General features: G+C 71.6%; 18 protein-coding genes. 13 read left to right on the top strand and 5 right to left on the bottom strand.

From position 1 onward, the window contains the following. Nucleotides 1-178 precede the first annotated feature (178 nt). Nucleotides 179-1,453 (top strand): glycoside hydrolase family 1 protein, encoded by a 1,275-nt coding sequence (locus tag FHX73_RS30110; protein ID WP_145909044.1) that lies wholly within the window; start codon nucleotides 179-181, stop codon nucleotides 1,451-1,453. Between the two features lie 67 nt (nucleotides 1,454-1,520). Here the strand turns inward: FHX73_RS30110 and FHX73_RS30105 are convergent, their stop codons facing one another. Next, nucleotides 1,521-3,962, bottom strand: coding sequence for a glycoside hydrolase family 2 TIM barrel-domain containing protein (locus tag FHX73_RS30105; protein WP_145909043.1), 2,442 nt, complete (start codon nucleotides 3,960-3,962; stop codon nucleotides 1,521-1,523). A 55-nt stretch (nucleotides 3,963-4,017) separates the two neighbouring features. After that, entirely contained in the window at nucleotides 4,018-5,793 is a 1,776-nt protein-coding gene (gene uidA, locus FHX73_RS30100; protein ID WP_145909042.1) for a beta-glucuronidase, read from the bottom strand. Between the two features lie 434 nt (nucleotides 5,794-6,227). Between uidA and FHX73_RS30095 the strand changes: the two genes are divergently transcribed. The 4 genes from FHX73_RS30095 to larC all read left to right on the top strand — a co-directional run bounded on the left by FHX73_RS30095 (nucleotide 6,228) and on the right by larC (nucleotide 10,915). Further along, the gene (locus FHX73_RS30095; RefSeq protein ID WP_145909041.1) at nucleotides 6,228-7,691 is read left to right on the top strand and encodes an MFS transporter; all 1,464 of its coding nucleotides are present in this window, start codon (nucleotides 6,228-6,230) and stop codon (nucleotides 7,689-7,691) included. A gap of 145 nt (nucleotides 7,692-7,836) precedes the next feature. Next, nucleotides 7,837-8,604 (top strand): SDR family NAD(P)-dependent oxidoreductase, encoded by a 768-nt coding sequence (locus tag FHX73_RS30090; protein WP_145909040.1) that lies wholly within the window; start codon nucleotides 7,837-7,839, stop codon nucleotides 8,602-8,604. A 25-nt stretch (nucleotides 8,605-8,629) separates the two neighbouring features. Beyond that, nucleotides 8,630-9,661 carry an alpha/beta hydrolase fold domain-containing protein gene (locus FHX73_RS30085; RefSeq protein ID WP_246213953.1) on the top strand — a complete coding sequence of 344 codons (1,032 nt, stop codon included), beginning with the start codon at nucleotides 8,630-8,632 and terminating at the stop codon, nucleotides 9,659-9,661. 42 nt (nucleotides 9,662-9,703) lie between these two features. Further along, nucleotides 9,704-10,915 carry a nickel pincer cofactor biosynthesis protein LarC gene (larC, locus tag FHX73_RS30080; protein WP_145909039.1) on the top strand — a complete coding sequence of 404 codons (1,212 nt, stop codon included), beginning with the start codon at nucleotides 9,704-9,706 and terminating at the stop codon, nucleotides 10,913-10,915. Between the two features lie 12 nt (nucleotides 10,916-10,927). Here the strand turns inward: larC and larB are convergent, their stop codons facing one another. Together larB and larE are read right to left on the bottom strand one after the other, a co-directional pair. Then, nucleotides 10,928-11,608, bottom strand: a complete 681-nt coding sequence (larB, locus tag FHX73_RS30075; protein WP_170305137.1) for a nickel pincer cofactor biosynthesis protein LarB — start codon at nucleotides 11,606-11,608, stop codon at nucleotides 10,928-10,930. Then, nucleotides 11,601-12,461: an ATP-dependent sacrificial sulfur transferase LarE gene (gene larE / locus FHX73_RS30070; RefSeq protein WP_145909038.1), complete on the bottom strand. Its 861-nt coding sequence runs from the start codon at nucleotides 12,459-12,461 to the stop codon at nucleotides 11,601-11,603. The genes larB and larE overlap by 8 nt, the downstream gene beginning before the upstream one ends. Nucleotides 12,462-12,585: 124 nt before the next feature. On the opposite strand from larE, the gene FHX73_RS30065 reads away from it, so the two are divergent. Continuing rightward, the gene (locus FHX73_RS30065) at nucleotides 12,586-13,671 is read left to right on the top strand and encodes a LacI family DNA-binding transcriptional regulator (protein ID WP_145909037.1); all 1,086 of its coding nucleotides are present in this window, start codon (nucleotides 12,586-12,588) and stop codon (nucleotides 13,669-13,671) included. On the opposite strand, the gene FHX73_RS30060 is transcribed toward FHX73_RS30065, so the two are convergent. Continuing rightward, nucleotides 13,572-14,873 carry a lactate racemase domain-containing protein gene (locus tag FHX73_RS30060; protein ID WP_145909036.1) on the bottom strand — a complete coding sequence of 434 codons (1,302 nt, stop codon included), beginning with the start codon at nucleotides 14,871-14,873 and terminating at the stop codon, nucleotides 13,572-13,574. The genes FHX73_RS30065 and FHX73_RS30060 overlap by 100 nt on opposite strands. 98 nt (nucleotides 14,874-14,971) lie before the next feature. Here FHX73_RS30060 and uxaC point away from each other — a divergent pair, with 98 nt between their 5' ends. The 7 genes from uxaC (at nucleotide 14,972) to FHX73_RS30025 (ending at nucleotide 24,620) form a co-directional block, all read left to right on the top strand. Continuing rightward, the gene (gene uxaC, locus FHX73_RS30055; RefSeq protein ID WP_145909035.1) at nucleotides 14,972-16,393 is read left to right on the top strand and encodes a glucuronate isomerase; all 1,422 of its coding nucleotides are present in this window, start codon (nucleotides 14,972-14,974) and stop codon (nucleotides 16,391-16,393) included. Between the two features lie 65 nt (nucleotides 16,394-16,458). Next, nucleotides 16,459-17,778 (top strand): mannitol dehydrogenase family protein, encoded by a 1,320-nt coding sequence (locus tag FHX73_RS30050; protein WP_145909034.1) that lies wholly within the window; start codon nucleotides 16,459-16,461, stop codon nucleotides 17,776-17,778. Then, entirely contained in the window at nucleotides 17,778-19,304 is a 1,527-nt protein-coding gene (locus tag FHX73_RS30045; protein ID WP_145909033.1) for a gluconokinase, read from the top strand. Before FHX73_RS30050 ends, FHX73_RS30045 begins: the two co-directional genes overlap by 1 nt. 36 nt (nucleotides 19,305-19,340) lie before the next feature. Continuing rightward, complete coding sequence (locus tag FHX73_RS30040; RefSeq protein WP_145909032.1) at nucleotides 19,341-20,240, top strand: DeoR/GlpR family DNA-binding transcription regulator; 900 nt, start codon at nucleotides 19,341-19,343, stop codon at nucleotides 20,238-20,240. Nucleotides 20,241-20,420: 180 nt separating this feature from the next. Continuing rightward, the gene (locus tag FHX73_RS30035) at nucleotides 20,421-22,625 is read left to right on the top strand and encodes an MMPL family transporter (protein WP_145909031.1); all 2,205 of its coding nucleotides are present in this window, start codon (nucleotides 20,421-20,423) and stop codon (nucleotides 22,623-22,625) included. A 103-nt stretch (nucleotides 22,626-22,728) separates the two neighbouring features. After that, nucleotides 22,729-23,943, top strand: coding sequence for a sensor histidine kinase (locus FHX73_RS30030; RefSeq protein WP_145909030.1), 1,215 nt, complete (start codon nucleotides 22,729-22,731; stop codon nucleotides 23,941-23,943). Then, nucleotides 23,940-24,620 (top strand): response regulator transcription factor, encoded by a 681-nt coding sequence (locus FHX73_RS30025; protein WP_145909029.1) that lies wholly within the window; start codon nucleotides 23,940-23,942, stop codon nucleotides 24,618-24,620. Before FHX73_RS30030 ends, FHX73_RS30025 begins: the two co-directional genes overlap by 4 nt. Nucleotides 24,621-24,655: the final 35 nt, after the last annotated feature.

The following is a 24,655-nucleotide window of genomic DNA, read 5'->3' as shown; positions in this document are numbered from 1 at the left end:
CCATGATAGGTGCCCGGCAGAGCCCGACCGGCAGACCGCGTTGCGCCCTTGTGACGAGTGGCGCGTTGCCGTTGCACGCACGGCTCGTTAGCCTTGAGGTCCACCCTACTAATACGCATTAGTATGCGAAACCCAGCTGCCGCCCAGCGCCGGTGCGGCACTGCAAGGAGCGTGATCCATGGCCTTCTCCGACGGCTTCCTGTGGGGCGCGGCGACCGCCGCCCACCAGGTCGAAGGCGACAACGTCGACAGCGACTTCTGGGCGCTGGAACACGCCGCGAACTCGCCCTTCGCCCAGCCCAGCGGCGAGGCGTGCGACCACTACCGGCTCTTCCGGCAGGACATCGCGCTGCTGGCCGGGCTCGGGTTCAACAGCTACCGGTTCTCGATCGAGTGGGCCCGCGTGGAGCCCGTGGACGGGCAGGTCTCACAGACTGCCCTCGCGCACTACCGCGAGGTCCTGCAGGCCTGCCACCACGCCGGAATGACACCCGTGGTGACGCTGCACCACTTCAGCAGCCCGAGCTGGCTCCAGCGGCTCGGCGGCTGGGAGTACGAGGGCACCCCCGACAGGTTCGCCGCCTACTGCCGCACGGTGATGAGCGAACTCGGCGATCTGATCCCCTACGTGTGCACCATCAACGAGGCCAACATCGGCCGGGTCATCCGCCGCATCATCGCCGGCGGCGGCGAGGGCCGTCGCCCTGCGGTGGAGCAGGCTCCCGTCGGCCTGGACGCGCGGGCCGCCGACGTCAGCGCCGAGAACCCGGAGGCGGCCCGGTCGGCCACCGCACCGCCGGACATGGCGGGAGTCTTCCTCTTCTCCTTCAGCGACACGGCCTTCGAGATCATCACCCGCGCCCACACTGCGGCGCGCCAGGTGATCAGGGAGGTCAGCCCGGACACCGAGGTCGGCCTCACCCTCGCCCTCCAGGACGTGCAGACCTTGCCCGGCGGCGAGAGGCTCGCCGCGGAGACCTGGGCGGAGCTGTTCGAGGACTTCCTGCCGGCCATGGCCGGCGACGACTTCCTCGGCGTGCAGAACTACTCGCGGATCCGAGTCGGGCCGGACGGGGTCGCCGCGGCACCCGAGGGTGCCGAACTCACCCAGATGGGATACGAGTTCTACCCGCAGGCCCTGGGCAACGTACTGCGCCGCTGTGCCGCCGCGGGCCTGCCCTTGATGGTGACGGAGAACGGTCTCGCCACCGACGACGACGAGCGCCGGGTCGAGTTCATCCAGTCGGCGCTGGAGGGCGTCGAGGGTGCGCTGGCCGAGGGCATCGACGTGCGCGGCTACCTGCACTGGTCAGCACTGGACAACTTCGAGTGGATGCACGGCTATCGGCCGAAGTTCGGGCTGATCGCCGTCGACCGGGCCACCCAGCACCGCACGGTCAAGGAGAGCGCCCGCCACCTGGGCGCGATCGCGCGCCGGAACGCACTGCGTTGAAACGGGGGCGGCGCGGGCGCCGAGGACTTCCGTCCTCGGCGCCCGCGCCGCCGTCCGTACCGCCCGGCTACCGGGCCTGCACCACCACGGCCACGGGCTCGCAGTCCGTGGCGCTGACCCTGAGGGTGATCTCCCCGGGACCGGTGGCCCGGACAACGGCCAACACACGGCCCTCGTAGGTGGTGTGGACGGGGGCGGTGTACGGCTCCTCGGTGGCCGGGCGACCGCTGCCGAGCCCCTGCAGCACGGCGGGCCCCTCGACGTCGACGGTCACCGGACGGTCGACGTCGTGCCTGGCGTTCCCCTGATGATCCGTCAGCATGATGGAGACGAAGACGAGATCGCCCCCGTCCGCGCCGATCTGCCCGCGGTCGGGCCGAACCGCGAGCCCGAGCGGCCCGGTGGCCGAGACGAGGCTGCTGCGTCCGTGCTCCTTGCCGTCGCGGTAGGCGACCGCGACGAGCTCGCCCGGCCGGTAGACGGTCTCGAACACGGCCCGGAACCCGTTGGTCTCGCCCGCCGCAGCGCGTCCCAGCGGGACGCCGTCCAGCAACAGCTCGACCTCCTCGGCATCGCTGTAGACCTCGACGGTGATCGGCTCACCGTCGGAGCCGTCCCAGCTCCACGAAGGGACCACCTCCGGCCAGGACCACGGCCCGGCGACCAGTCGGCGGCCGTGGTTCTCGGGCCGGTGCACCGCGATGTACGGCTCGGCCCGCAGACCGAAGACGGTCTCCCGGTAGTAGGACGGCGGGCGCCGCCACCCCGTGATGTCGATGTCACCGACCCAGGCGGTGAGCCACGGATAGGCGCCGGCGATCCCCGCGACCTGCCCCGTCTCCGACTCGCTGTCGGCGTACTTGACCCGGCCGACACCCGCCTCGCCCAGGTAGTCCCAGCCGGTCCAGGTGAAGTCACCGATGACGTGGCTGTTGTCCAGGACCAGCCGCCAGAGCTCGTCGATCCGCGTGGGGTGCGTCTCGGTGCCCACGATCACGCGATTGGGGAAGAGCTCGCGGTCGACCTCGTAGCGCAGCTCCATGTAGTTCATCCCCGCCACGTCCAGCACCCCGAAGGACTCGGCGGTCGGACCGGTGACCAGCTCGGACGCCGCGCTCTCGCGGATGGCCTCGCTCACGGCCACCATCATCGCGTTGGGCCCGAGGGTGTCGAACTCGCCCGCGAGACGCCCCTGCGCGGCCATCACGGCGGCCATCATCGCCGCGCGCGGAATGTTGACGCCGTTGGTGACGAACCGCGTGTCGTCCAAGGAACGGACCTTCTCGGCGATCCGACGCCCCCACACCGCGCCGTGCGGGGTGGCGGCCTCGGGAATCTCGTTGCCGATCGAGTAGAGGACGACGCTGGGGTGGTTGGCGTTCTTGCGGACCATCGCCTCGATGTCGTGCTCCCACCAGGTGGGGAAGGAGAGCGCGTAGTCGAAATCCGACTTCGGCACGGTCCACATGTCGAAGGCCTCGTCCATGACCAGCATGCCGAGCCGGTCGCAGGCGTCCAGCATGACCCGGCTGAGCGGGTTGTGGGAGCTGCGGATCGCGTTGAAGCCGGCCTGCTTGAGCAGTTCGACCCGGCGCTCCTCGGCTCGGGCGAAGGCGGCCGAGCCCAGCACGCCGTTGTCGTGGTGGATGCACGCGCCGCGCAGCTTGACGCTCTCGCCGTTGATGCGCAGCCCGTGCTCCGGATCGAGCTGGAGGGTGCGGATGCCGAAGACGACGCGGTCCTGGTCGACGGCTTCGTCCCCGGACACGAGCACGACGGAGGCCGTGTGGAGCGCAGGGCGCTCAGGGCTCCACAGGGCGGGATCACGCACGTACAGGCGCTGGCGGACGGTCGCCGGCTCCCCCGGCAGCACGGTGACGGGGACACTGCCGGAGGCAACCTGCCCACCCTCCTCGTCCTGGATGCCGACGCTCACGTCGAGGCTGACCGGCCGGAGCCCGTCGTTCTCGACCACGGCGGACAGCTCCACGACCGCGCTCCCCGCGTCGGCGTCCCGCGTGGTGACCCGCACCCCGTCGAGCGCGAGACGCACCGGGCCACCGACGACCAGGTGGACGTCGCGGTGGATGCCCGCACCCGAGTACCAGCGGGAGTCCTGGTGGACACGGCACTCCACGCGGATCTCGTTCTCCTCCCCGAACCGCAGGAAGGAGTCGGCGCGGACGGTGAAAGCGGTGTAGCCGGAGGGGCATTGGCCGGCGTAAGCACCGTTGATGTACACCATGGCGTCGCGGTACACGCCCTCGAACTCCAGCAGCACCCGCTGGTCCCGGAGGTCGGCCGGCGGTGTGTAGGACTTCCGGTACTCGTAGACCCCACCGGGGAAGAAACCGCTCGCGCCGCCCGCGGCAGGGTCTCGGCGGCGCCCGATCATGGCATCGTGCGGCAGCCGGACGTCCTGGTAGGCGGGAGCGATCCCACCCATCTCCAGGAAGCGGTTGACCTTCTCGCGAGCCTGCCAGCCCTCGTTGAACGGTGTGCGGATCATCGTGTGCCTCTCTGCAGAGCTTTCATGGTGCGGACCACCCCTGTGCCGGCGCCACTCACGCCTCGCCGCGCCAGCGGCGGCGGACGGCGAAGGCGGCGGCCTTGGGCTGGCGGTCCCGCGTGAAGACGCCCTTCTTGTTGCCGTCCACACGGATCAGTCCGGGGCGGGTCGCGAAGTCGGCGAAGTTCCAGATGTGCTCGCCGACCACTGCGTCGACACGGTCGAAGACGCGGTGGCACATGGCGAGGAGCGAGGACTGGTACTCCTCCGACCAGGGCACGTCGAGCAACGAGTGCAGGCCGGCGAGGGTGTCCCCGCCGTACTCGGTGACGAGGATCGGCTTGGCGTGCCGGTCGGCCCAGGCCCGCAGGTCGGCCTCCAGCGCCGCCTCCGCGGCCGGCAGGTCGTCCATGAACGCGTACCAGCCGTAGTACCGGTTGACCATGACCACGTCCGCCAGCTCGGTGACCAGACAGCGGTCGGCCGACACCATCATCACGTTGGCGAAGCCCACCGGGCGGGTCGGGTCGAGCTTGCGCGCCTCGGCGAAGAGCGGAGCGAAGTAGTCGCGTGCCTCCGGCACCCCGGACTCGGGCTCGTTGGCGATGCTCCACAACACCACGCTGGGGTGGTTCCGGTCCCGGGCGATGAGTTCCCGCACCGCCTGCAAGTGGGTCTGCTGCGTGGCGGAGCCGATCGCCTGCTCGGAGTAGGTCTGGGTCACCGTACGGCTGGGCGACGTCGACATCTGCACGTTGAGGCCGACGGCCGCGGTCTCGGAGATGACGACGATGCCGTTGCGGTCGGCGTAGTCGAGCACCTCCTCGGCGTAGGGGTAGTGGGCGGTGCGGAAGGAGTTGGCGCCGGCCCACTTCATCAGCTCGAAGTCGTGGACCATGAGCACGTCGTCGTGGCCGCGCCCGCGCACCGCCGTGTCCTCGTGCTTGCCGAAGCCCCTGAAGTGGAACGGCTCGCCGTTGATGAGGAACCGGGTGCCGCGCACCTCGACGGTGCGCACGCCCACGGGCAGCGCGTAGCTGTCCACCAGCGCGCTCCCGGCCTCGTGCAGCCGGGCCTCCAGCCGGTAGAGGTAGCCGTCGCCGGGAGCCCAGCGGTGCACGTCGCCCACCCGCAACCGGCCCTGTGCCCCCGAGCCGGAGGCGACCTCGTGACCCTCCGCGTCACGCACGACCACGCAGACGTCCTGCGCCCCGGTGTGCTCGACCGTGTAGTGGATCAGACCGTCGGCGCCGTCCAGGCCGGTCTCGACGTTGACGGAGGTGATGTGCGTGCGCGGGGTCCGGCAGAGCCAGACCGACCGGTTGAGGCCGGCGTAGTTGAGGAAGTCCTGGAAGTAGTTCTGCGTGCGCCCGCCGGGCCCGTCCTCGATCTCGCCCGGGGGGATCGAGCTCCAGGTCAGCTCGTTGTTGACGACCACCGTCACCCGCGCCTCCTCGCCGGGCTGGACGTGGTCGGTGATGTCGGCCTCGAACGGCGTGTACCCGCCCTCGTGTTCGGCGACCTGAACGTCATCCACCCAGACCACCGCCCGGTGGGTGGCCGCGTCGAAGCGCAGCACGATCCGCTCCCCGGCCCAGGCGGACGGGATGCGCACCCCGGTCTGGTACCAGGCGTCCCCGACGTGATCGCGCACGGACTGGTCCGGGACGACGTCGTTGTAGCTCGCCGGCACCGGCATCTGCCGCGCCTGCGGCAGCGCCGACCGCCACCAGCCGTGCCGGCGCCCGTCACCGACGGCGTCGAGCCGGAAGGCCCAGAGACCGTTCAGCGACTTGCGTTCGCGCGTCGGTCCGTCTTGGGGACGCAGCATGGTGACTCCAGTCGTCGAAGGGGAAGTCCCTGCGCGCCTCGCGTGCTGCGCCAAAGCAGGGCCAGTGAACTAATACGCATTAGTTCACGCTACGCCGCCACCCTACCCACCTGGCGCCCGAGCCGGGCAAGGCCGGGTGCCGTAACGACTCCGCAACACTGACCACAGCTGAGAGTTTTCTGCGTTACTACCTCGTGACGCATCGATGTCTTGCCGATATCCGATCAGGCGACTAGCTTTTGGGCCACTCCACTAACACGTATTAGTGACACGGGCCCGTCTTCGGCCTACCCCACCGAAGAGCCCCGCTCGACGGATCGTCGCCGCCTCGCCCTCAGGCACGACCCCCCGCCCCCGCGGCCAGACCGCGGCATCACGTTCACCGCCGGCCCAAAACGGCGCGTCCCATAGCATCGGCATCGGAGGACCCCCACGTGACCACCGAAACCACCGCGCCCCCGGCAACAGGGAGTGCATCCAGACTCGGCGCCCGCCTGACGGTCGCCCTCGTGTGCATGGTCTGGGCCGCCCACAGCAGCTCGCTCATCGCCCTGCTCGCGGGCAACAGCACCGCCCAGATCGCGACCCACTTCCGCACCACCCAGATCGCCTGGTTCTCGCTCGCGCCCAGCCTCCTCAGCATCCTCGTGGCGCCCGCGATCTACTGGGCCGCCACGATCTACGGCAAGCGGCGCGTCATGATGATCGTCGCCGGCGTGGCCATCGTCGGTGACCTGATCGCCGCGGTCGCCACGGACTACCCGGTGCTCGTCCTCGGCCGTGCGATCAGCGGTGTCTACTCCGGAGCCGCGGTACTGACCTACGCGATCACCCGCGACGTGTTCCCCAAGCGGTCGGTCGGGCAGGCCAGCGGAGCGCTGGCCGGCGGTGTCGCGCTGGTGGGCTTCATCGGTCCGTTCATGTCCGCGTGGATCCTTGACTCCGCCGGGTACCGCGGGTCGCTGTGGGCCATGGTCGGCATCACCGCGCTCACCCTGGTCATGCTGCTCGTCTTCATCCCCGAGAGCCCGGTTCGCGAGCCCCGCAAGCCGTTCGACTGGATCGGCGGTCTCCTGCTCGGTGCGGGCCTGACGGCCGCTGTCTACGGTCTGGGCCAGGGCACCAGCTGGGGCTGGACCAGCGGGCGCGTGCTCGGCCTGATCATCGGCGGACTGACCGCGATCGTCGCCTTCCTCTTCGTCGAGGGCAAGGTCGCCCACCCGGTGTTCCCGGTCACCCTGCTCCGGCGCCGTCCGGTCTGGTCGATGATCATCGTCACCTCCCTGGTCTCCTCGGCCATGTCCGTCGGCACGGTGGGATACCTGCTCGCGCTGATGCCGCACATCCCGCGCGTCTCCGCCGGGCTCGGCTTCACCGCCACCCACTACGCCGTCATCGGCCTGCCGAGCAGCGTGGTCATGCTGGCGACAGCCGTGTACGGAGGCTCGCTCGCCCGGCGCCACGACCCACGGCTCCTGCTCGCCGCCGGCTCCGCACTCTTCGCCGTCGGCATGGCGATCACCGCCGTCTACCACCACACCGCCAACCAGATCATGTTCTTCGGGCTCCCCGGCAGCGTCGGCATGGGCCTGATCATCACCGCCAGCCCGATCCTGGTCATCAGCGCGGTCAAGCCCGCCGAGCAGGCGCTCGGCAACGGCGCCCAGGGCATGGTGAGCGGCCTCATCGGAGCGTTCATCACCCAGCTCGCCTACGTGGTGCTGGCCCAGAACGCGCACTCGGTGCGGGGCATCCAGTTCTACAGCGACGCCAGCTTCACCAACGCCTACTGGCTGTTCGTCGGTGTGGGCGTCGTCGGTGCGGCCGCCACGTTCCTGATGCCGCGCATGAAGCGGATGGACGAGGTCGAGGCCGGGCAGGCCGCGGCCACCTCCTGACCTCCGGTCACCACGACCGAGCAGTACCCCCAACCCCTGGTCCCGGCCCCGGGCGCGCCCTGCCACGCGCGTGAGCGGGGGCCGGGACCGCTGGGACCCGCCTCGCGGGATCCCCGTGACGACATTCCAGAAGGAGAGACCATTCATGGACGGACTCAAGGACAAGGTCATCGTCTTCGCCGGCGCGGGCGGCCTCGCCGCGGCGACCGCCGGCTACCTCGGCGCCGGGGGTGCGAAGCTGATCGTCGGCGACATCAGCGAAGCGGCGGCCGAGCGCACGGTGCAGGTCGCCCGGGAGGCGGGCGGCGAAGGCCTCGCGATCGCGCTGGACATCTCGAACGAAGACCAGGTGAAGCGCCAGATCGACCTCGCGGTCAAGGAGTACGGCCGCATCGACGGCCTGTTCAACGTCGCCGCCAACATCCACCCCGACGAGGTGGCCCGCGACACGAACGTCATCGACATCGAGCTGTCGGCCTGGCAGCGAACCATCGACGTCAACCTCACCGGCTATCTGCTCACGTTGAAGCACGCGCTCCCCCACATGATCGCGGGCGGTGGCGGGTCGGTGGTCAACACCCTCTCCGGCGCCGTGTACGCGGGGATGCCGGACAAGGTGGCCTACTCCGTGACCAAGGCAGGCATCGGTGCGCTCATCCGGCACGTCGCGCGCCGGTACGGAAAGGACGGGGTGCGCTCCAACGGGGTGGCGCCGGGCCTGGTCCTCACCGAGGCGACCAAGCTGAACCTGCCCGAGGAGTTCCGGGACATGATCCTCACCGGCACGCCCTCCCCGCGACACGGGAAGCCCGAGGACATCGGCGCCACGGTGGCCTTCCTGCTCTCGGACCTGTCAGAGTGGGTCAACGGCCAGGTCCTGTGCGTCGACGGCGGAACCTCGATGCGCCCGTAGCGGTACAGAGCCAGGAGGGGCGGCCATGCCGATCAACCCGTACTACGACGAGCACATCCGCGCCCTCGCCGACGTCATGTCGGGCGCTCGTTCGGAGCAGGAGATCCGGGAACGGCTGCGGGAGCTCGCGCAGCACCGGGAGAGCCCGGAGCCTTGGACCAGCCCGGACGTCGCTGTGGGCGACACCGGCGTTCCCGGCCCGCACGGCCCCGTCCCGGTGCGCACCTACCGCCCCATCCGCCGACCGGCCACCAGCGCCCTGCTCTGGGTCCACGGCGGCGGCTTCACGGGGGGCGACCTGGAGATGCCCGAGGCCCACCGGGTCAGTGGGGAACTCGCGCTGCGCGCCGACGCGTTCGTGGTGTCGGTGGGCTACCGACTGGCGGGCGACGGCATCCGCTACCCGGTTCCGCTCGATGACGTGCACGCGGCCTGGTCGTGGCTGTGCACCACAGGCCTTCCTCCTGGCTCGGATGATCTCCCGATCGCCCTCGGCGGTGCCAGCGCCGGTGCGGCGCTGGCACTCGCGACCGCCCTGCGCACCCGCGACCACGGCGATCGCACGGCCGACGCGCTCCTGCTCGCTTACCCGTTCACGCACTTCCCGGCCCCCGCGCTCGACACCGCGACCGCGGTGGAGATGAGCACGCTGCCCGCGCTGGCGAGGTTCGCACCGCAGGGGATCGAGCACATGGTCCGCAGCTACGTGGGCAGGATCACCGATCTGCCCACGGACGCGCTCCCCGGCACCGCCCCGTTGGCGGGTCTACCGCGGACCCACCTCGTCCTGTCGGGCTACGACGACCTGCGCCCGTCCGGAGAGCTGCTCCACCGCCAGTTGGACGAGGTCGGCGTGCAGGTCACCAGCTACCTCGCCGACAGCATGCTGCACGGGCACCTCGATCTCACCGCGCCGCTACCGCAGGTCGAGGAGTCGCTCGACTTCTTCGCGGCCGCACTGCGCGAAGCGGTCCGCCCCATGAGCGGCAGTGCCGCCGGGGTCCGCGCCACCGCCGGCCTGCACACCGCCGCGCAGCAGACACCCCCCGTAGGCTGAGCCGCGAGTCGTACGGTCCGCGCCTGGCAGGGAGAAGGATTGATGGAGAGTCCGACCAAGCTCGCGTGGGTGGACGCCACAGCGGGCCTCGCGGGCGACATGCTGCTCGCGGCGCTGCTGGACGCCGGAGCTCCCCTGGCCGAGGTCGTGTCGGCGGCGGAGGCGGTGGTCCCCGGAGCGGTGCGGCTGTCACGTACGGAGGTGACCCGGGCCGGCCTACGAGCGAGCAAGGTGGACGTCGAACCGCTGGTCGAGGATCCGCCGCACCGCACGTGGCGGTCGATCCGCGCTGCGATCGAGGGCGCGGAGCTGCCGGAGCCGGTGCGCGACTCGTCGCTGCGGGTGTTCGCACGGCTGGCACGGGCCGAGGGACGGGTCCACGGCATCGCCCCCGACGACGTGCACTTCCACGAGGTCGGCGCCTGGGACTCGATCGCCGACGTCGTCGGCGTCTGCGCCGCCCTGCATGCCCTCGGGGTCGGCCGACTCACCGTCAGCGCGGTGGCGCTGGGGTCAGGACGGGTGCGGACCGCGCACGGCGAGATCCCCGTTCCGGTGCCGGCGGTGCTGGAGCTCGCCACGGGCTGGCAGGTGCTCGCCGGCGGTGACGGCGAGTTGGCCACCCCGACCGGAATGGCGCTGGTGACGGCCCTGGCCGCCGAGTGCGGCGAGTTGCCGCCGATGCGGGTCGAAGCGTCAGGTGTCGGGGCCGGCACCAAGGACACGCCGGGGCGCCCGAACGTGGTGCGGGTGGTGGTCGGAACGGCCGCTCGGGACGACGCCGGCACCGAGGTGGTCCTGGAGGCGAACGTCGACGACCTCGACCCGAGAGTGTGGCCGGGCGTGCTCACCTCGCTGCTTGCCGCCGGGGCCTCGGACGCCTGGCTGGTTCCCATCCTGATGAAGAAGGGCCGCCCGGCGCACACCCTGTGCGTGCTCGCGCCGGCGGGACGCGCGGACGAGCTGCGCGAGCTGGTCTTCCAGGAGACCAGCACCATCGGCGTGCGTGAGTCGGACGTGCGCAAGACGGCGCTGGAGCGTGCTTGGGTGAAGGTCGCGGTGCTGGGCACGCACCTGCTGGTCAAGGTCGCGCACCGGGGCGGCCTCATCATGCAGGCGACCCCGGAGTTCGAGGACGTCGCCCGGGTCGCAGGCGAGCAGGGCGTGCCGGTGCGTGCGGTGCTGGAGGCCGCGGTGGCGGCGGCCGTCGCCGATGGCCTGGTGGCCGGCGGGCAACTGCCCCGTTCGGGCTGACCCGCCGACGGTTCAGGCGGGGGCGGCGATCTGTGCCGCCAGGTGGCCCGCGCCGTAGCCGTTGTCGATGTTGACGACTGCCACGCCCGGCGAACAGGCGTTGAGCATCGCCAGCAGCGGCGCGAGTCCGCCGAACGCCGCGCCGTAGCCGATCGAGGTCGGCAGCGCGACGACCGGTGCGGCGATCAGCCCGGCGACGACGCTGGGCAGCGCCCCGTCCATCCCGGCCGCCACCACGACCACGCGCGCGCTGCGCAGCAGTTCCAGCCGACCGAGGACGCGGTGCAGACCGGCCACCCCGATGTCGACAACGAGTTCGGTGGCCCGGCCGAGGTAGCGGGCCGTCAACTGTGCCTCACGGGCCACCGCCAGGTCGGAGGTGCCCGCGGCAGCCACCACCACCAGGCCGCCGGTGACGGCCGGCGGTTCGGGCGGCCAGGCCAGCAACCGCGCGTCCTGGTCATGGTGAGCGTCCGTCAGTTCGGCGAGCACCGCCTTGGCGTGGTCGGGCGTGGCACGGGTGAAGAGGGTGGCCGTACCGTGCTCGCGGACCGCGGCAGCGATGGCAGCGACCTGGGCCGGCGTCTTGCCCTCGCAGTAGACGGCCTCCGGATAGCCGCGCCGCGCCGCTCGGTCGTGGTCGAGTTCCGCGAACTCGGCCAGCCGCGCCGGGGGTTGCCAGTTCTCAGCCACGGTCGGCCCCCAGCACGGAGAGGGTGAAGGCGCCGGACCTGATGCCGTCGAGGTCGAGCGTGACGGTGCCGAATCCGGCGTCCTTGACGGCCTGCACGAGGGTCGCGCGCAGCGGGTCGGCGACGGCGCGGGCGAGGTCGGCCGGGGGCAGTTCGATGCGGGCGGTCCCGCCGTGGTGCCGGACCCGGGAGTCGGTGAAGCCGAGCGCGCGCAGCGCCCGCTCGGCGTGCTCGACCTGGGCGAGCTTGGCCGGAGTGACTTCCTGGAAGTGCGGGATCCGCGAGGCCAGGCAGGGCGCGGCAGGCTTGTCCGCGCAGGGCAGGCCCAGTGCGCGGGCCAGGCGGCGCACTGCGGCCTTGTCCAGTCCGGCCTCGGCGAGCGGCCGCAGGACCCGGTGCGCGGTCGCCGCGCGCTGGCCGGGCCGGTCCGCGCGTCGCGCGTCGTCGGCGTTCTCCCCGTACGCGACCGCCGCGAGACCGTGCTCCTGGACGACCTCGGCGGAGATCCTGCTGAACAGCTCGTCCTTGCAGTGGAAGCAGCGGTCCGGACCGTTGGCCCGGTAGGCCGAACTCTCGCCCTCGCGGGTGGCGACCTCCACGACCCTGGCGCCGATGTGCGCCGCGACCTGGTGGGCCGCGGCGCGTTCGTCGGCGGCCAGGCTCGGGGAGACCCCCAGCACCGCGACGACGTGTTCAGGGCCGAGGGCTCGGACGGCGAGGGCCAGCAGGAGCGAGGAGTCGACGCCGCCGGAGAACGCGACCCCGAGCGGTGCGGCGCCTCGAAGTAGCGCGCCGACCAGGTCGGCCGCCTCGCGGTCAGGGCCGGTGAGAACGGCGAGTGCCGCGTTGGTCATCAAGTCCTCCTGGGGGAAGGCAGTGGAGCTCACGGTACGCAGACCTAGAATCGACATGGCAAGCGGTTGCCATCAGTTGCCGCGCGCCGGTCCGCACTGCCACGGTGCCGAGAGGAGCATCCGGATGGACGAGCGCGAACGCCCGCCGACGATCTACGACGTGGCGCGGGCCGCCGGGGTGGCTGCCTCGACCGTGTCGCGTGCGTTCTCCCGCCCGGGACGGGTCAACGGCGAGACCGCGCAGCGCATCCGGGAGGTGGCCGCCGAACTCGGCTACCGGACGAACCCGCTGGCTCGGGCGCTACCCACCGGACGCACCGGGATGATCGCGCTGGTGATCTCGGACGTCACCAACCCGTTCTACTCCGAGATCATCCGCGGCGCGCAGACCGCGGCTGCGGAGGCCGGGTTTCTGGTGCTGCTCGTGGACGCCCAGGAGTCGGACCGGTTGGAGCGGGAGGCTCTGGACCGCGCGCTGCCGACCCTGGAAGGGGTGATCCTGGCCAGCTCCCGCACCTCCGACTCGGCGATCAGGATGGTGGCCAAGCAGCGTCCGGTGGTCGTGCTCAACCGGGCGGTCAGCGACGTGCCGAGCATCGTCGCCGACACCGCGCACGGAGTCCAGCTGGCCCTGGACCACCTGGTCGGGCTCGGGCACCGCAGCGTGACATACCTCGCCGGCCCGGCGGCGTCCTGGGTGGACGGCATGCGCTGGCGCTCGCTGCTCGACCTGTCGGCCCAACTGCCGGTCGCGGTGCACCGCGTCGGCCCGTGCCCACCGACCGTGGCCGGGGGCGCGAAGGCCGCGCAGGCGCTCGACCCCGTGGCAACCAGCGCGGTGATCGCCTACAACGACCAAACGGCCATCGGTCTGATCCGCGGACTGCAGGCCCGCGGCGTGCGGGTGCCGCAGGATCTCAGCGTGGTGGGCTTCGACAACATCTTCGCCGCCGACCTGGTGACGCCCGGACTGACGACGGTCGCGGCGCCGCTGCGGGCGCTGGGCGAGAACGCCGTGCGCACGCTGCTCGCGGTGCTCGGGGGCGCGCAGCCGCGTACCGCCGAACCCGCGGTGCTCCCGACGCGTCTGGTGGTGCGCGGCTCGACCGCTCAGCGCAGCCGGAAGAGGACCTCCCCCGCGTCGGGCACGACCAGGGTGTCCGGATCGGCCCGCAGCGCCGCCACATCCACCTCGGAGGGGTCCAGGTAGTTCAGGTTCGCCGCCCGCACGGTCTCCTCGGGGATCCCGGTGGCGAGGGTGACGGTGACTCGGAGCCGCTCGCCCAGTTGCTCGTCCCAGGTTCCGGTGCCGCGCAGGTGCGTCGAGTGTGCCAGGACGCCCCAGTGCAGGTGCTTGAACCGGTCCCACTGCTTGGTGAAGTAGTCGCGGCAGTGGTAGCCGATCCGCTCGATCTCCGGGTGCATCGCCGAGATCTCGCGCACGTGCGGCGCGTAGAGGATGACCTCGCCGCCGTCCGCCACCACCGGCTCCAGCTTGTAGAAGCCCTTGGCGGCGGTCCACATGTCCTGGTACTTCGTCGGCATGATCGAGAGCACCCGGCGGACCGGGGCGTCGAGGTAGCGGACGTGGGTCTGCGCCGACACCCGGGCCGCTGCCGCCCATGCGTCCTCCGGTGTCCCGAAGGAGACGGCGTGCAGCGCGCCGGTGCCGGACTGGGCGACCACGCACAGCGCCAGCCGGCGGCTGGGGATCAGCGCCGCCGCCTCGTTGATCAGCGCCCGGACCGGGGTGATGCCGAGGGTCCCGATGATCTCCGAGCTGGTGATCAGCGCGCCGAGCCAGTGCGACAGGTCGATGATGTCGGCCCCGGCGACCCCCGGGAAGAAGTACTTGTTGCCGCCGGAGAAACCGACCACCTCGTGCGGGAACACCGGCCCCACCACGAGGACCGCATCGTGCTCCACCACGGCCCGGTTCAGCCGCACGTCGACGTCCTGGCGGAGCAGACCGCCGGACAGCTCGGCGACGCGGTCCGCCGGGATCGTGCCCAGCGAGGCGAAGGTCTCCGGCTCCCACCACGCGTGGTTGAGCACCACCATGCCCGGATAGCGTTCCGCCAACTCACCCTCGGCGCAGCCCAGATGGGCGGCCAGCTCGCGCCCGCCCATGGCGGCGTGGGTGCCGAGGGCGATCAGCACGGTCAGCTTCCGCACCCGGCCGGTCAAGGCGCGGTGCACCGCCGACAGCAGCAGCGGCAGCGGACAGCTGCGGGTGCCGTCGGGGACGACGACGCACACACTGCGGCCGTCCAGGTCGGCGCCGGCGAGTTGCTCGGCGACGAACGCGGACACCTCGTCCGCACCGAGGACCGCCTCCGGCCCACCGATCTGTGCCGCGCGACGGGTCACAGTGGCGAAGTCCTCCGCCGCAGCATCTCCAAACAGGCTCATGCTTGAACGATGGCCACAGCCGCCGAGGGCCACAAGGGCGGACGACAACTGATGGCAACCGATTGCCGTTGACACTGGGAAGCTCGCACAATCCGGCTATGCCGCCTCTCCCTCCAGCCCTCCAGCCGCACCCGGACCGACTGTTCCCGCCCGACCCCGGTGTCCGGGCCATCGCGCGTCGGCTGTACGAGGCCGTGCGCGAGCTGCCGATCCTCTCCCCGCACGGGCACGTCGACCCGCGCGTGCTCCTCGACGACCTGCCGTTCAGTGACCCGGCGAGTCTGCTCATCACACCGGACCACTACGTCACCCGACTGCTGCACGCCAGCGGCGTCCCCCTGGAGGAGCTCGGCGTCGGCGCCGGCCCCCAGCCGCAGGCGCAGGCACGCGCGGTGTGGCGACGGCTCTGCGCGAACTGGGCGGTCTTCCGGGCCACTCCGGTCCGCTACTGGTTCGAGTCCGAGCTCGCGGAGATCTTCGGCGTCACCGAGCGCCCGAGCGCCGAGAACGCCGACCGGCTCTACGACCGGATCAGCGAGCGACTGCGCGACGACGAGTTCCGTCCGCGCGCCCTCTTCCGCCGGTTCGGGATCGAGGTCCTGGCCACCACCGACGACCCCTGCGACGACCTGTCCGCGCACAGCGCTCTCGCCGCCGACCCGGCCTGGACCGGCCGCGTCATCCCCACCTTCCGCCCCGACCGGTACCTCGAAGCCGGCCGGAGCGGCTGGGCCGAGGCGGTCGCCCTGCTCGGCGAGACCACCGGGATCGACACCGGCACCCATCGGGGCTACGTCCGCGCCCTGGAGGAGCGGCGACGCTACTTCATCGCGCACGGAGCCGTCTCCGCGGACCACAGCCACCTGGACGTACGCACCGAGCCGCTTCCCCTGTCCGAGGCCGAGCGCATCCACCGCGCCGCCCTGGCCGGCGGGGCGAGCGAGGCGCAGACCACGGCGCTGCGCCGCCACATGCTGCTGGAGATGGCCCGGATGTCCTGCGAGGACGGGCTGGTGATGACCCTTCACCCGGCCGTTCGGCGCGACCACCACGGGCCCACCGCCGCCCGCTTCGGCCCGGACACCGGCCACGACATCCCCGTGCGTGCCGAGTTCACCGAGGCCCTGCGCCCGCTGCTCGAACGCTACGGCACCCACCCGAACCTGCACCTGGTCCTGTTCACCCTGGACGAGACCGTGTTCTCCCGTGAGATCGCCCCGCTCGCCGGGTTCTACCCGTCGGTGTACGCGGGTGCGCCGTGGTGGTTCCTCGACGCCCCCGACGCGATCCGCCGCTACCGCCGCGCGGTCACCGAGACCGCCGGCTTCTCCCGCACCTCCGGTTTCATCGACGACACCCGGGCCTTCTGCTCCATCCCCGCCCGCCACGACATGTCCCGCCGACTGGACTGCGGTGTGCTGGCCGAGCTGGTCGCCGAGCACCGGCTCGACGAGGACGAGGCAGTCGAGACCGCGGTCGAGCTGGTCAGCGTCAATCCCCGAAAGGCCTTCCGCCTGTGAGCAAGGCCGTAAGCAATTCCCTTTCCCGCGCGGCGGGTGACGGGCGGCCCGCCGCACCGGTGCGCATGCTGCACCTGGGGCTCGGCAACTTCTTCCGCGCCCACCAGGCCTGGTACACCGACCGCGCCCGGGACGCGGACCAGTGGGGCATCGCCGCCTTCACCGGCCGCCGACCGGACCTCGCTGACGCCCTGTCAGGCCAGGACGGCCTGTACACACTGGTCACCCGCTCCGCCGACGGCGACCGCTTCGACACGATATCCAGCGTCAGCGCGGCCCACCCCGGCAGCGACCACGAAGCCTGGCTGGGCTACTGGCGCCTACCCGAGCTGGCCGTGGTCACGCTGACCGTCACCGAGGCCGGCTACACCCGTGGCACCGACGGCGGCCTCGACACCGACCGACCCGACGTCCGCGCGGACCTCGCCGCGCTGCGGTCCGCGCCCTCCGCCCCCGTGCGCACCGCCCCCGCACGGCTGCTCGCGGGCCTGGCCGCCCGACGCGCGTGCGGTGGCGGCCCGGTCGCGATCGTCCCCTGCGACAACCTTCCCGGGAACGGGTCCGTGGTGGAACGCGTGCTCCGCGAGCTGGCCCGCCACACGAGCCGCCCCGAGCTCATCGAGGCGGTCGATGCCGGCGCTTCGTTCGTCACCACGATGGTCGACCGGATCACTCCTGCCGGCACCGACCAGGACCGCGCCGACACCGCCGCCGCGACCGGGCGCCCCGACACCGCCCCCGTCGTCACCGAACCCTTCAGCGAGTGGGTTCTCAGCGGTGACTTCCCGGCCGGACGGCCCTGCTGGCAGGACGCACGGGCCCGGTTCGTCGACGACGTCACGCCGTACGAGGAACGCAAGCTGTGGCTGCTCAACGGCGCCCACTCCCTCCTCGCCTACACCGGTGCCCTCCGAGGCCGTGTGACGGTGGCCGACGCCGTCGCCGACCCCGTCTGCCGCGGGTGGTTGGTGGACTGGTGGCAAGAAGCCTCCCGGCACCTCAGCCTCCCGGCCATCGAACTGGCGGGCTATCAAGCCGCCCTGCTGGAGCGCTTTTCCAACCCGCGGATCCGGCATGCGCTCTCCCAGATCGCCGCCGACGGATCGCAGAAGCTGCCCGTGCGCGTCCTGCCGGTCCTGCGCCGCGAGCGTGCCCGCGGGGAGGTTCCGCAGGGCGCCGCGAGGATCCTGGCCGCCTGGGTGTGCCACCTGCGTGGGCTCGGCACGCCGGTCCAGGACGCCGCAGCCGCCCGGGTCCTCCCCCTCGCCCAGGGCCCGCTGCCCGAGGCGGTCCGCGCGGTGCTGGCCTTCCTCGACCCCGAACTGGCCCACGACCAGGCCCTGGTGGACGCCGTCCTGGCCCACGCCGAAGCGGTGGCCACCTGATGACCGCGCCGGCCCGGACGGCTCCACCCTCCGAGGTCGTCATCGGCCTCGACGTCGGCACCACCGCGGTCAAGGCCGTCGCCTTCGGCGTCGGCACCGCCTGGCGGCACACCGGCGAGGTCGAGTACCCGCTCCTCCAGCCCGCCCCCGGTCACCAGGTCCAGGACCAGGCGGTCATCGGTTCCGCCGTCACCGCCGCACTCGCCGAGTGCGCCGCCCGGACGCGGGGGTCCCGCGTGCTCGCCGTTTCGGTCAGCGCCGCGATGCACGGTCTGATCGGCCTCGGCCGGGACATGCAACCGCTCACTCCCCTGGTCACCTGGGCTGACAGCCGGGCGTCGGCCCAAGCCCGTCAACTGCACGAGAGCGGGTGCGCCGCCGATCTGCACCGCACCTCCGGCGCACCGGTCCATCCGATGACACCACTCACCAAGCTGATGTGGTTCCGGCAGGAGGCACCCGAGCTGTTCAGCCGGGTTCGCTGGTGGATCGGCCTCAAGGACCACGTTCTGCACCTGCTCACCGGAGCCCTGGTCACCGAACTGTCGTCCGCCTCCGGTACGGGTCTGCTCGACATGTCCGCCCGCGACTGGAGCGCCCCAGCGCTGGACCTGGCCGGCATCACCGCAGAGCACCTGCCGCGGATCCTTCCCAGCACCGCCGTGCTTGAGCTGAGCGCGGCAGCCGCAGCCTCGACCGGCCTGCCCGCCGGCACCCCCGTCGTGGCAGGCGCGGCCGACGGGCCGCTGGCCAACCTCGGTACCGGGGCGATCGCCCCTGGCACGGTCGCGCTGTCCCTGGGCACCAGCGGCGCCGTGCGCACCGTCGTCCGCGAGCCCTTCGCCGACCCCCACGGCCGGCTGTTCTGCTACGCGCTCACGGAGACTGCCTGGGTGGTCGGCGGCGCCATCAGCAACGGCGGTGTAGTGATGCGTTGGGCCGGCGACGTCTTCGGCCGGGACCTGCACGACGACAGACCGAATGACGCCTTGCTGCTCGACCTGGCATCCCGTGCCCCAGCGGGGAGCGACGGCCTGATCATGCTGCCCTACCTGCTCGCCGAGCGGGCGCCGCTGTGGGATCCGCAGCTGCGCGGTGCCTTTCTCGGCGTTCGACACCTCCACACCCGCGAGCACTTCGTCAGGGCCGCGATGGAGGGCGTCGCCCTGCAGCTGTCAGCCATCGTCGCCGACCTCGACCGGCTGGGACCGGTGACATCGGTTCAGCTCACCGGCGGCGCTTTTCGCTCCGCGCTCTGGCGCACCGTAATAGCCGCCACCCTGGATCGCCCTGCCTACGCCACGGGCGACGCCGAAGGCTCGGCGCTCGGCGCCGCCGTGCTCGGTCTCCATGCGCTCGGGCGCACCGGCGAAATCGGGGCGGGCCTGACGCTGCTGGGCGCAGCCGGCGAAGTCGGCGAACCGATCCGTGTCGCACCGGCAGACGTCCGGGCCTACCGGAGAAACCGCGACGGCTTGGCAGCGCTCCTCGGCTCCTACCGAAGTGCGGCGAGCCTCTTCTCCTAGCCCGCACCTCCTCGCTCAGAAGGGACAGTCGTCCTCATGCTCACCCAGCAGCGAAGGGATTTGATCGCGGCTCAACTGAGCCGCTACGGCAGAGTGCGCACCGGCGAGCTCTGCCGGCGTTGGTCGGTCTCCGCGATGACCGTACGGCGAGACCTGTCCGTACTGGAGAGCCAGGGGCTCGCACACCGGGTGCACGGCGGAGCGATCCGCGTCACCGCATGGCCCGAACCGGGCCCGGCGCAGCGCGACCACGGCAGCATCACCGGGCAGTGCTGCGAAGACGACGGTGCCGAAGTCGAGGTGGCCTGCGCACAGCGAGCCATGGCGGCAACGGTAGCCGCCACCGTCCAGCCGGGCGCGACTGTCGCACTCACCGGCGGACCAGCGGCAGAGGCGCTGGCAGCGGAACTGGCACGTCACGAGATGATCACCGTGGTGACGAACTCCCTGCGCGTCGCCTCGGTGCTGTCAGCCGGGCAACGCGCCCGCACGGCTGCGATGCACCGTCAGGATCTGCCGGACCGTCAGCCGCACCCGCTCACCGACAGGCGCGGCGGCCCCACCGTCATACTCACCAGCGGGCACCAGACGCCGAGCGGTCTGCTGGTCGGGCCGCTTGCCGTGTCCGCAACCGAGTCGATGAACGTCGAGACGTTCTTCACCGACTGCACGGGCCTCGACGCGGACACCGGCCCGACCGTTGGTGACCTGGCCGACGCGGAGGTGCGGCGCCGGTTCGTCCGCTCGGCCGACCGTACCGTGCTCCTGGCCACGCCCGAGGTGTTCGGCGTCCGCGCACTGGCCGCCTTCGGCCGGCTCTCCGACGTGGACACCCTGGTGACGACGCGCACCGCGGTCAGCGGCGCGGCTCGGGACACGGTGCTCCGCGCCACTGCCGACGTGCTGCTGACCAGCACGTGTGCCGGCCGTCGTTAGACCCGACACGAGTGCGCGGACACGGCCGGCAGCCGGCACCGCCTGCACGGGCACTACGCCGAAGCCCTGGTCCAGTGCATCTGCAGTACACCGATTGTCGGCAGCCGCACGACGACCGCGCGGGGCAGTTCCCGGCAGCCTGGGCACGTACCCCTGAACCAGATGCGGAGACCTGCCCGAATGGCTGCTTACCTCTATCGACTGGGCCGCCTGGCCTTCCGGCGGCGATGGCCGTTCACCCTGCTGTGGGTCGCGGTGCTGGCCGCCGTCGGTGCGGGGGCGGTACTGGCGCCCGCCGGGCCGGACGACGGGTTCTCGATGCCCGGCACCGAGTCCCAGAAGGCGCTCGACCTGATGCAGCAGCGCTTTCCGGGTGGCGACACGAACGGCGCGGTGGCCCGGATCGTGTTCGTGGCCCCGAACGGTCAGCAGATCACCGCGAGCCAAAACGAGGCCGTCGTCGAGAAGGTCGTGGCGGAGGTGGCCGGCGGGCCGCAGGTCGCCAGTGCCGTCAGCCCCTACCAGGCCCACACAGTGAGCAAGGACGCGACGACGGCGTACACGAGCGTCACGTACCGGGTCCAGTCCAAGGACCTGACCGATGACACCAAGAAGACCCTCGAAGACGCGGTCCAGCACGGTCGCGACGCCGGGCTGACGGTCGAGCTGGGCGGCTCCGCACTGTCCACCCAACCCGCCGCCGGTGGGGCGACCGAAGGCATCGGCATCGCCATCGCCGCCGTGGTACTTCTGATCACCTTCGGCTCGATGGCCGCTGCCGGGCTCCCGCTGCTCACCGCGATGGTGAGCGTCGGCCTCGGGACTGCCGCGATCATGGCCCTGGGCAGCACACTGGGCCTGTCCATGACCACCAGCAGCCTGGCCTCGATGCTCGGCCTGGCGGTGGGCATCGACTACGCGGTGCTGATCATCTCCCGCTTCCGCGAGGAACGCGCCAAGGGTCACGCACCGCAGGAGGCCGCCGGACGCGCCGTCGGAACCGCCGGGTCGTCCGTGCTGTTCGCCGGCCTGACTGTGATCATCGGCCTGGCCGGACTGTCGGTCGTGGGCATCCCCATGCTGACCAAGATGGGCCTGGCGGCCGCCGGAACGGTCGGTGTCACCGTCCTGGTCGCGCTCACCCTGGTGCCGGCCCTGCTCGGCTTCTTCCCGCGTGCCGTGCTGCCCCGAGCCCAGCGCCGGGGAGTGCGCAGGGTTCGCGCCGACCAGCCCAACGGCGGCACCCGCTGGGCGCGCTTCGTGCTGCGCCGCCCGCTGCCGGTGCTACTGCTCGGTGTGGTGGGCCTGGGTGTCGTCGCCACACCCGTCACCGGCCTGCACCTGGGCATCACCGGGGACGAGTCGAAGCCCACGTCCACCACCGAGCGCCGGGCCTATGACGATCTGGCGACGGGTTTCGGTCCCGGCTTCAACGGCCCGCTGACCATCGTCGTCGACGCCAAGGGCGCGACCGATGCCAAGGCCGCGGTGAGCTCGATCGCCGAGAAGATCGGAAACACACCCGGGGTCGTCTCCGTGTCCCCGCCCCGCTTCGACCAGACCGGGGACACGGCCGTGCTGTCCGCCGTCCCGGCGACCGCCCCCACCGACAGCAGGACCACGGACCTGATCCACACCATCCGCGCCGAACGCCCGTCGATCACCACCGGCACCGGGGCGACCTTCGCAGTCACCGGCTCCACGGCGATCAACATCGACAGCGCCCAGAAGGTCCAGGACGCGCTCGTCCCCTACCTCGCCGTCGTGGTGGGCCTGGCCTTCCTGCTCCTGCTCCTGGTGTTCCGCTCGGTGCTGGTGCCGCTCAAGGCGGCCCTCGGCTTCCTGCTGTCCGTGCTCGCCGCACTCGGCGCGGTGGTCGCGGTCTTCCAGTGGGGCTGGCTGTCCGGCCTGCTCGGTGTCCACCAGACCGGACCGATCATGACCCTCATGCCGATCTTCATGGTGGGCATCATCTTCGGCCTCGCCATGGACTACGAGGTCTTCCTCGTCTCGCGGATCCGCGAGGCCTACGTCCACGGCGAACGGGCCGGCCAGGCCGTCGTGTCCGGCCTGCGCACCAGCACTCGGGTCGTGGTCGCCGCCGCACTGATCATGATCGCGGTCTTCTCCGGCTTCATCGGCACCGACCAGGCCATGATCAAGATGGTCGGGTTCGGCATGGCAGCCGCTGTGCTCTTCGACGCCTTCGTCGTCCGGATGGCAATCGTCCCGGCCGCGCTGGCCCTCCTCGGCAACCGAGCCTGGTGGATGCCCCGCTGGCTCGACCGGGCACTCCCGCGCGTCGACATCGAGGGAGAGGCCCTCGACCGCAGCGTCCCGAGCCACTACGAGGTCCCCGCTCCGATCCCTCTGCCCGTGCGCTAGACCACCGGCTGTGAGGGCCGCCCGGCACACCCGGGCGGCCCTTTGCGGCGTCCTGCCGATCCGTTCCTCCACCATGGGTACAGCCCCCGAACAGGAAGCCCCGATGCCCACCCACTGGCAGCGATACCTGCGCGACCACCCCCGCGCCGTCGACACGGCACTGGCATTGCTGATCTTCGCCAACGCCTTTCCCGGCAGCATGCTGCGCAACCCCGGCACCGCAGCCCGCGCGGCCTGGTGGCCGGGCGTCATCGTGACCGGCATCGCCTGCGTCGCCCTACTGTGGCGCCGTAGCCGTCCACTCCTCACCGTCGTCGTGACCACCGTTTGCGCGGTTCCGGTGGTCGTCCTGGGCTACCTGCTGTCCCCGCTGCTGCTCGCACCCGTCATGCTCGCGCTCTACTCGCTCGCCGCCCGCGCCAGACCCCGGACCACCTACGCCGTCACCCTCGCCACGGTCGCCCTACTGGTGGGCACGGCACTGCTGGCCGGCCCCACCGGTGGATCAGTCGAACTGAAGACGGTCGGTCCTGCCGCCTGGCTGCTGCTGGCCGTCGCCATCGGCACCGCGACCAGGCTCAACGCGGCCTACCTGGAAGCCGTCGAAGCCCGCGCCGAGCACGCCGAACGCACCCGCGAGGAGGAAGCCAGGCACCGCGTGTCCGAGGAGCGGATGCGCATCGCCCGTGAACTGCACGACGTCGTCGCGCACCACCTCGCGCTCGCCAACGCCCAGGCCAACACCGTCGCGCACCTGATCCGCAGTCACCCCGACCAGGCCGGAAAGATCGCCACGGAGCTCAGTGGCACCACCTCCTCGGCGCTGCGCGAACTCAAGGCCACCGTGGGCCTGCTGCGCCAGGGTGACGCCCCGGACGTTCCGCTGGAACCGGCCCCCGGACTCGCTCAGCTTCCCGCCCTCGCCGCGTCCTACCGCTCTGCCGGCCTGGCCGTCACGATCGCCACCGAAGGCCAGCCGAGGGACCTCTCCCCCGGCATGGACCTCACGACCTTCCGCATCGTGCAGGAGGCACTCACCAACGTCAACAAGCATGCCGACGTGGAAACGGCGCGGGTGCGGCTCTGCTACACCCGCGACCGGCTGATCATCACCGTCACCGACGACGGAAGCGCGACCTCCGGCTCCGCTCCCGGCTCCGCCCCCGGCTACGGCCTCATCGGCATGCGCGAGCGCGCCCTCTCCCTCGGCGGCAGTCTCCGCGCGGGTCACCGGCCCGGAGGCGGCTTCGAAGTCGTCGCCGACCTCCCGATCGACCCTGGCAACCCTGGCAACCCAGCAGAAGGCAGCACCTCATGACCATCCGTGTCCTGCTCGCCGACGATCAAGCCCTGCTGCGCGCAACCTTCCGGATCCTGATCGACTCCTGCGACGACCTTGAGGTGGTCGCCGAGGCAGCCGACGGCGCCGAGGCGGTCGAGCTCACCCGTGCCCACCGTCCCGACGTCGTCGTCATGGACATCCGCATGCCCGGTACCGACGGTCTGGCCGCCACCTCGACCATCTGCTCGGATCCCGATCTCGCCGGCACCCGGGTGCTGATCCTCACCACCTTCGAGATCGACGAACACGTCGCCCGAGCCCTCCGTGCGGGTGCCAGCGGCTTCCTCGGCAAGGACGTCAGCGCAGACCAACTCCTCACCGGTATCCGCACGGTCGCCTTGGGCGACGCGCTCCTGTCCCCCCAAGCGACCCGCTCGCTGATCACCCGCTTCCTCAGCACCCCCGACCCCGGCAGCAGTTCCGAGCGGGGAGGGCTCTTCTCCTCGCTGACCGCCCGCGAACGCGAGGTCACCATCCTGGCCGCCACGGGGCTCGACAACCAGGAGATCGCCGACCGACTCTTCGTCAGCCCGCTGACCGTCCGGACGCACATCCACCGCGCCATGGCCAAGTTGGACGTCCGCGACCGCGCTCAACTGGTCGTCATCGCCTACCAATCCGGCCTGGTGCATCCCGGCCCACCCGCGCGGTGAGGGCAGCCGGTCGCCGGGTGGCCCGCGACCCGCCC

The organism is Kitasatospora viridis (assembly GCF_007829815.1).
Taxonomy (GTDB): Bacteria; Actinomycetota; Actinomycetes; order Streptomycetales; family Streptomycetaceae; genus Kitasatospora; species Kitasatospora viridis.
This window is presented reverse-complemented; position numbering and strand designations above follow the sequence as displayed.

What these genes read in the sequence shown, in the direction of transcription:
- FHX73_RS30110 (WP_145909044.1), top strand. Translation starts at nt 179, where the DNA reads ATGGCCTTCTCCGACGGCTTCCTGTGGGGCGCGGCGACCGCCGCCCAC.
- FHX73_RS30105 (WP_145909043.1), bottom strand. Translation starts at nt 3,962, where the DNA reads ATGATCCGCACACCGTTCAACGAGGGCTGGCAGGCTCGCGAGAAGGTC.
- uidA (WP_145909042.1), bottom strand. Translation starts at nt 5,793, where the DNA reads ATGCTGCGTCCCCAAGACGGACCGACGCGCGAACGCAAGTCGCTGAAC.
- FHX73_RS30090 (WP_145909040.1), top strand. Translation starts at nt 7,837, where the DNA reads ATGGACGGACTCAAGGACAAGGTCATCGTCTTCGCCGGCGCGGGCGGC.
- FHX73_RS30085 (WP_246213953.1), top strand. Translation starts at nt 8,630, where the DNA reads ATGCCGATCAACCCGTACTACGACGAGCACATCCGCGCCCTCGCCGAC.
- larC (WP_145909039.1), top strand. Translation starts at nt 9,704, where the DNA reads ATGGAGAGTCCGACCAAGCTCGCGTGGGTGGACGCCACAGCGGGCCTC.
- larE (WP_145909038.1), bottom strand. Translation starts at nt 12,461, where the DNA reads ATGACCAACGCGGCACTCGCCGTTCTCACCGGCCCTGACCGCGAGGCG.
- FHX73_RS30065 (WP_145909037.1), top strand. Translation starts at nt 12,586, where the DNA reads ATGGACGAGCGCGAACGCCCGCCGACGATCTACGACGTGGCGCGGGCC.
- FHX73_RS30060 (WP_145909036.1), bottom strand. Translation starts at nt 14,873, where the DNA reads ATGAGCCTGTTTGGAGATGCTGCGGCGGAGGACTTCGCCACTGTGACC.
- uxaC (WP_145909035.1), top strand. Translation starts at nt 14,972, where the DNA reads ATGCCGCCTCTCCCTCCAGCCCTCCAGCCGCACCCGGACCGACTGTTC.
- FHX73_RS30050 (WP_145909034.1), top strand. Translation starts at nt 16,459, where the DNA reads ATGCTGCACCTGGGGCTCGGCAACTTCTTCCGCGCCCACCAGGCCTGG.
- FHX73_RS30045 (WP_145909033.1), top strand. Translation starts at nt 17,778, where the DNA reads ATGACCGCGCCGGCCCGGACGGCTCCACCCTCCGAGGTCGTCATCGGC.
- FHX73_RS30040 (WP_145909032.1), top strand. Translation starts at nt 19,341, where the DNA reads ATGCTCACCCAGCAGCGAAGGGATTTGATCGCGGCTCAACTGAGCCGC.
- FHX73_RS30035 (WP_145909031.1), top strand. Translation starts at nt 20,421, where the DNA reads ATGGCTGCTTACCTCTATCGACTGGGCCGCCTGGCCTTCCGGCGGCGA.
- FHX73_RS30030 (WP_145909030.1), top strand. Translation starts at nt 22,729, where the DNA reads ATGCCCACCCACTGGCAGCGATACCTGCGCGACCACCCCCGCGCCGTC.
- FHX73_RS30025 (WP_145909029.1), top strand. Translation starts at nt 23,940, where the DNA reads ATGACCATCCGTGTCCTGCTCGCCGACGATCAAGCCCTGCTGCGCGCA.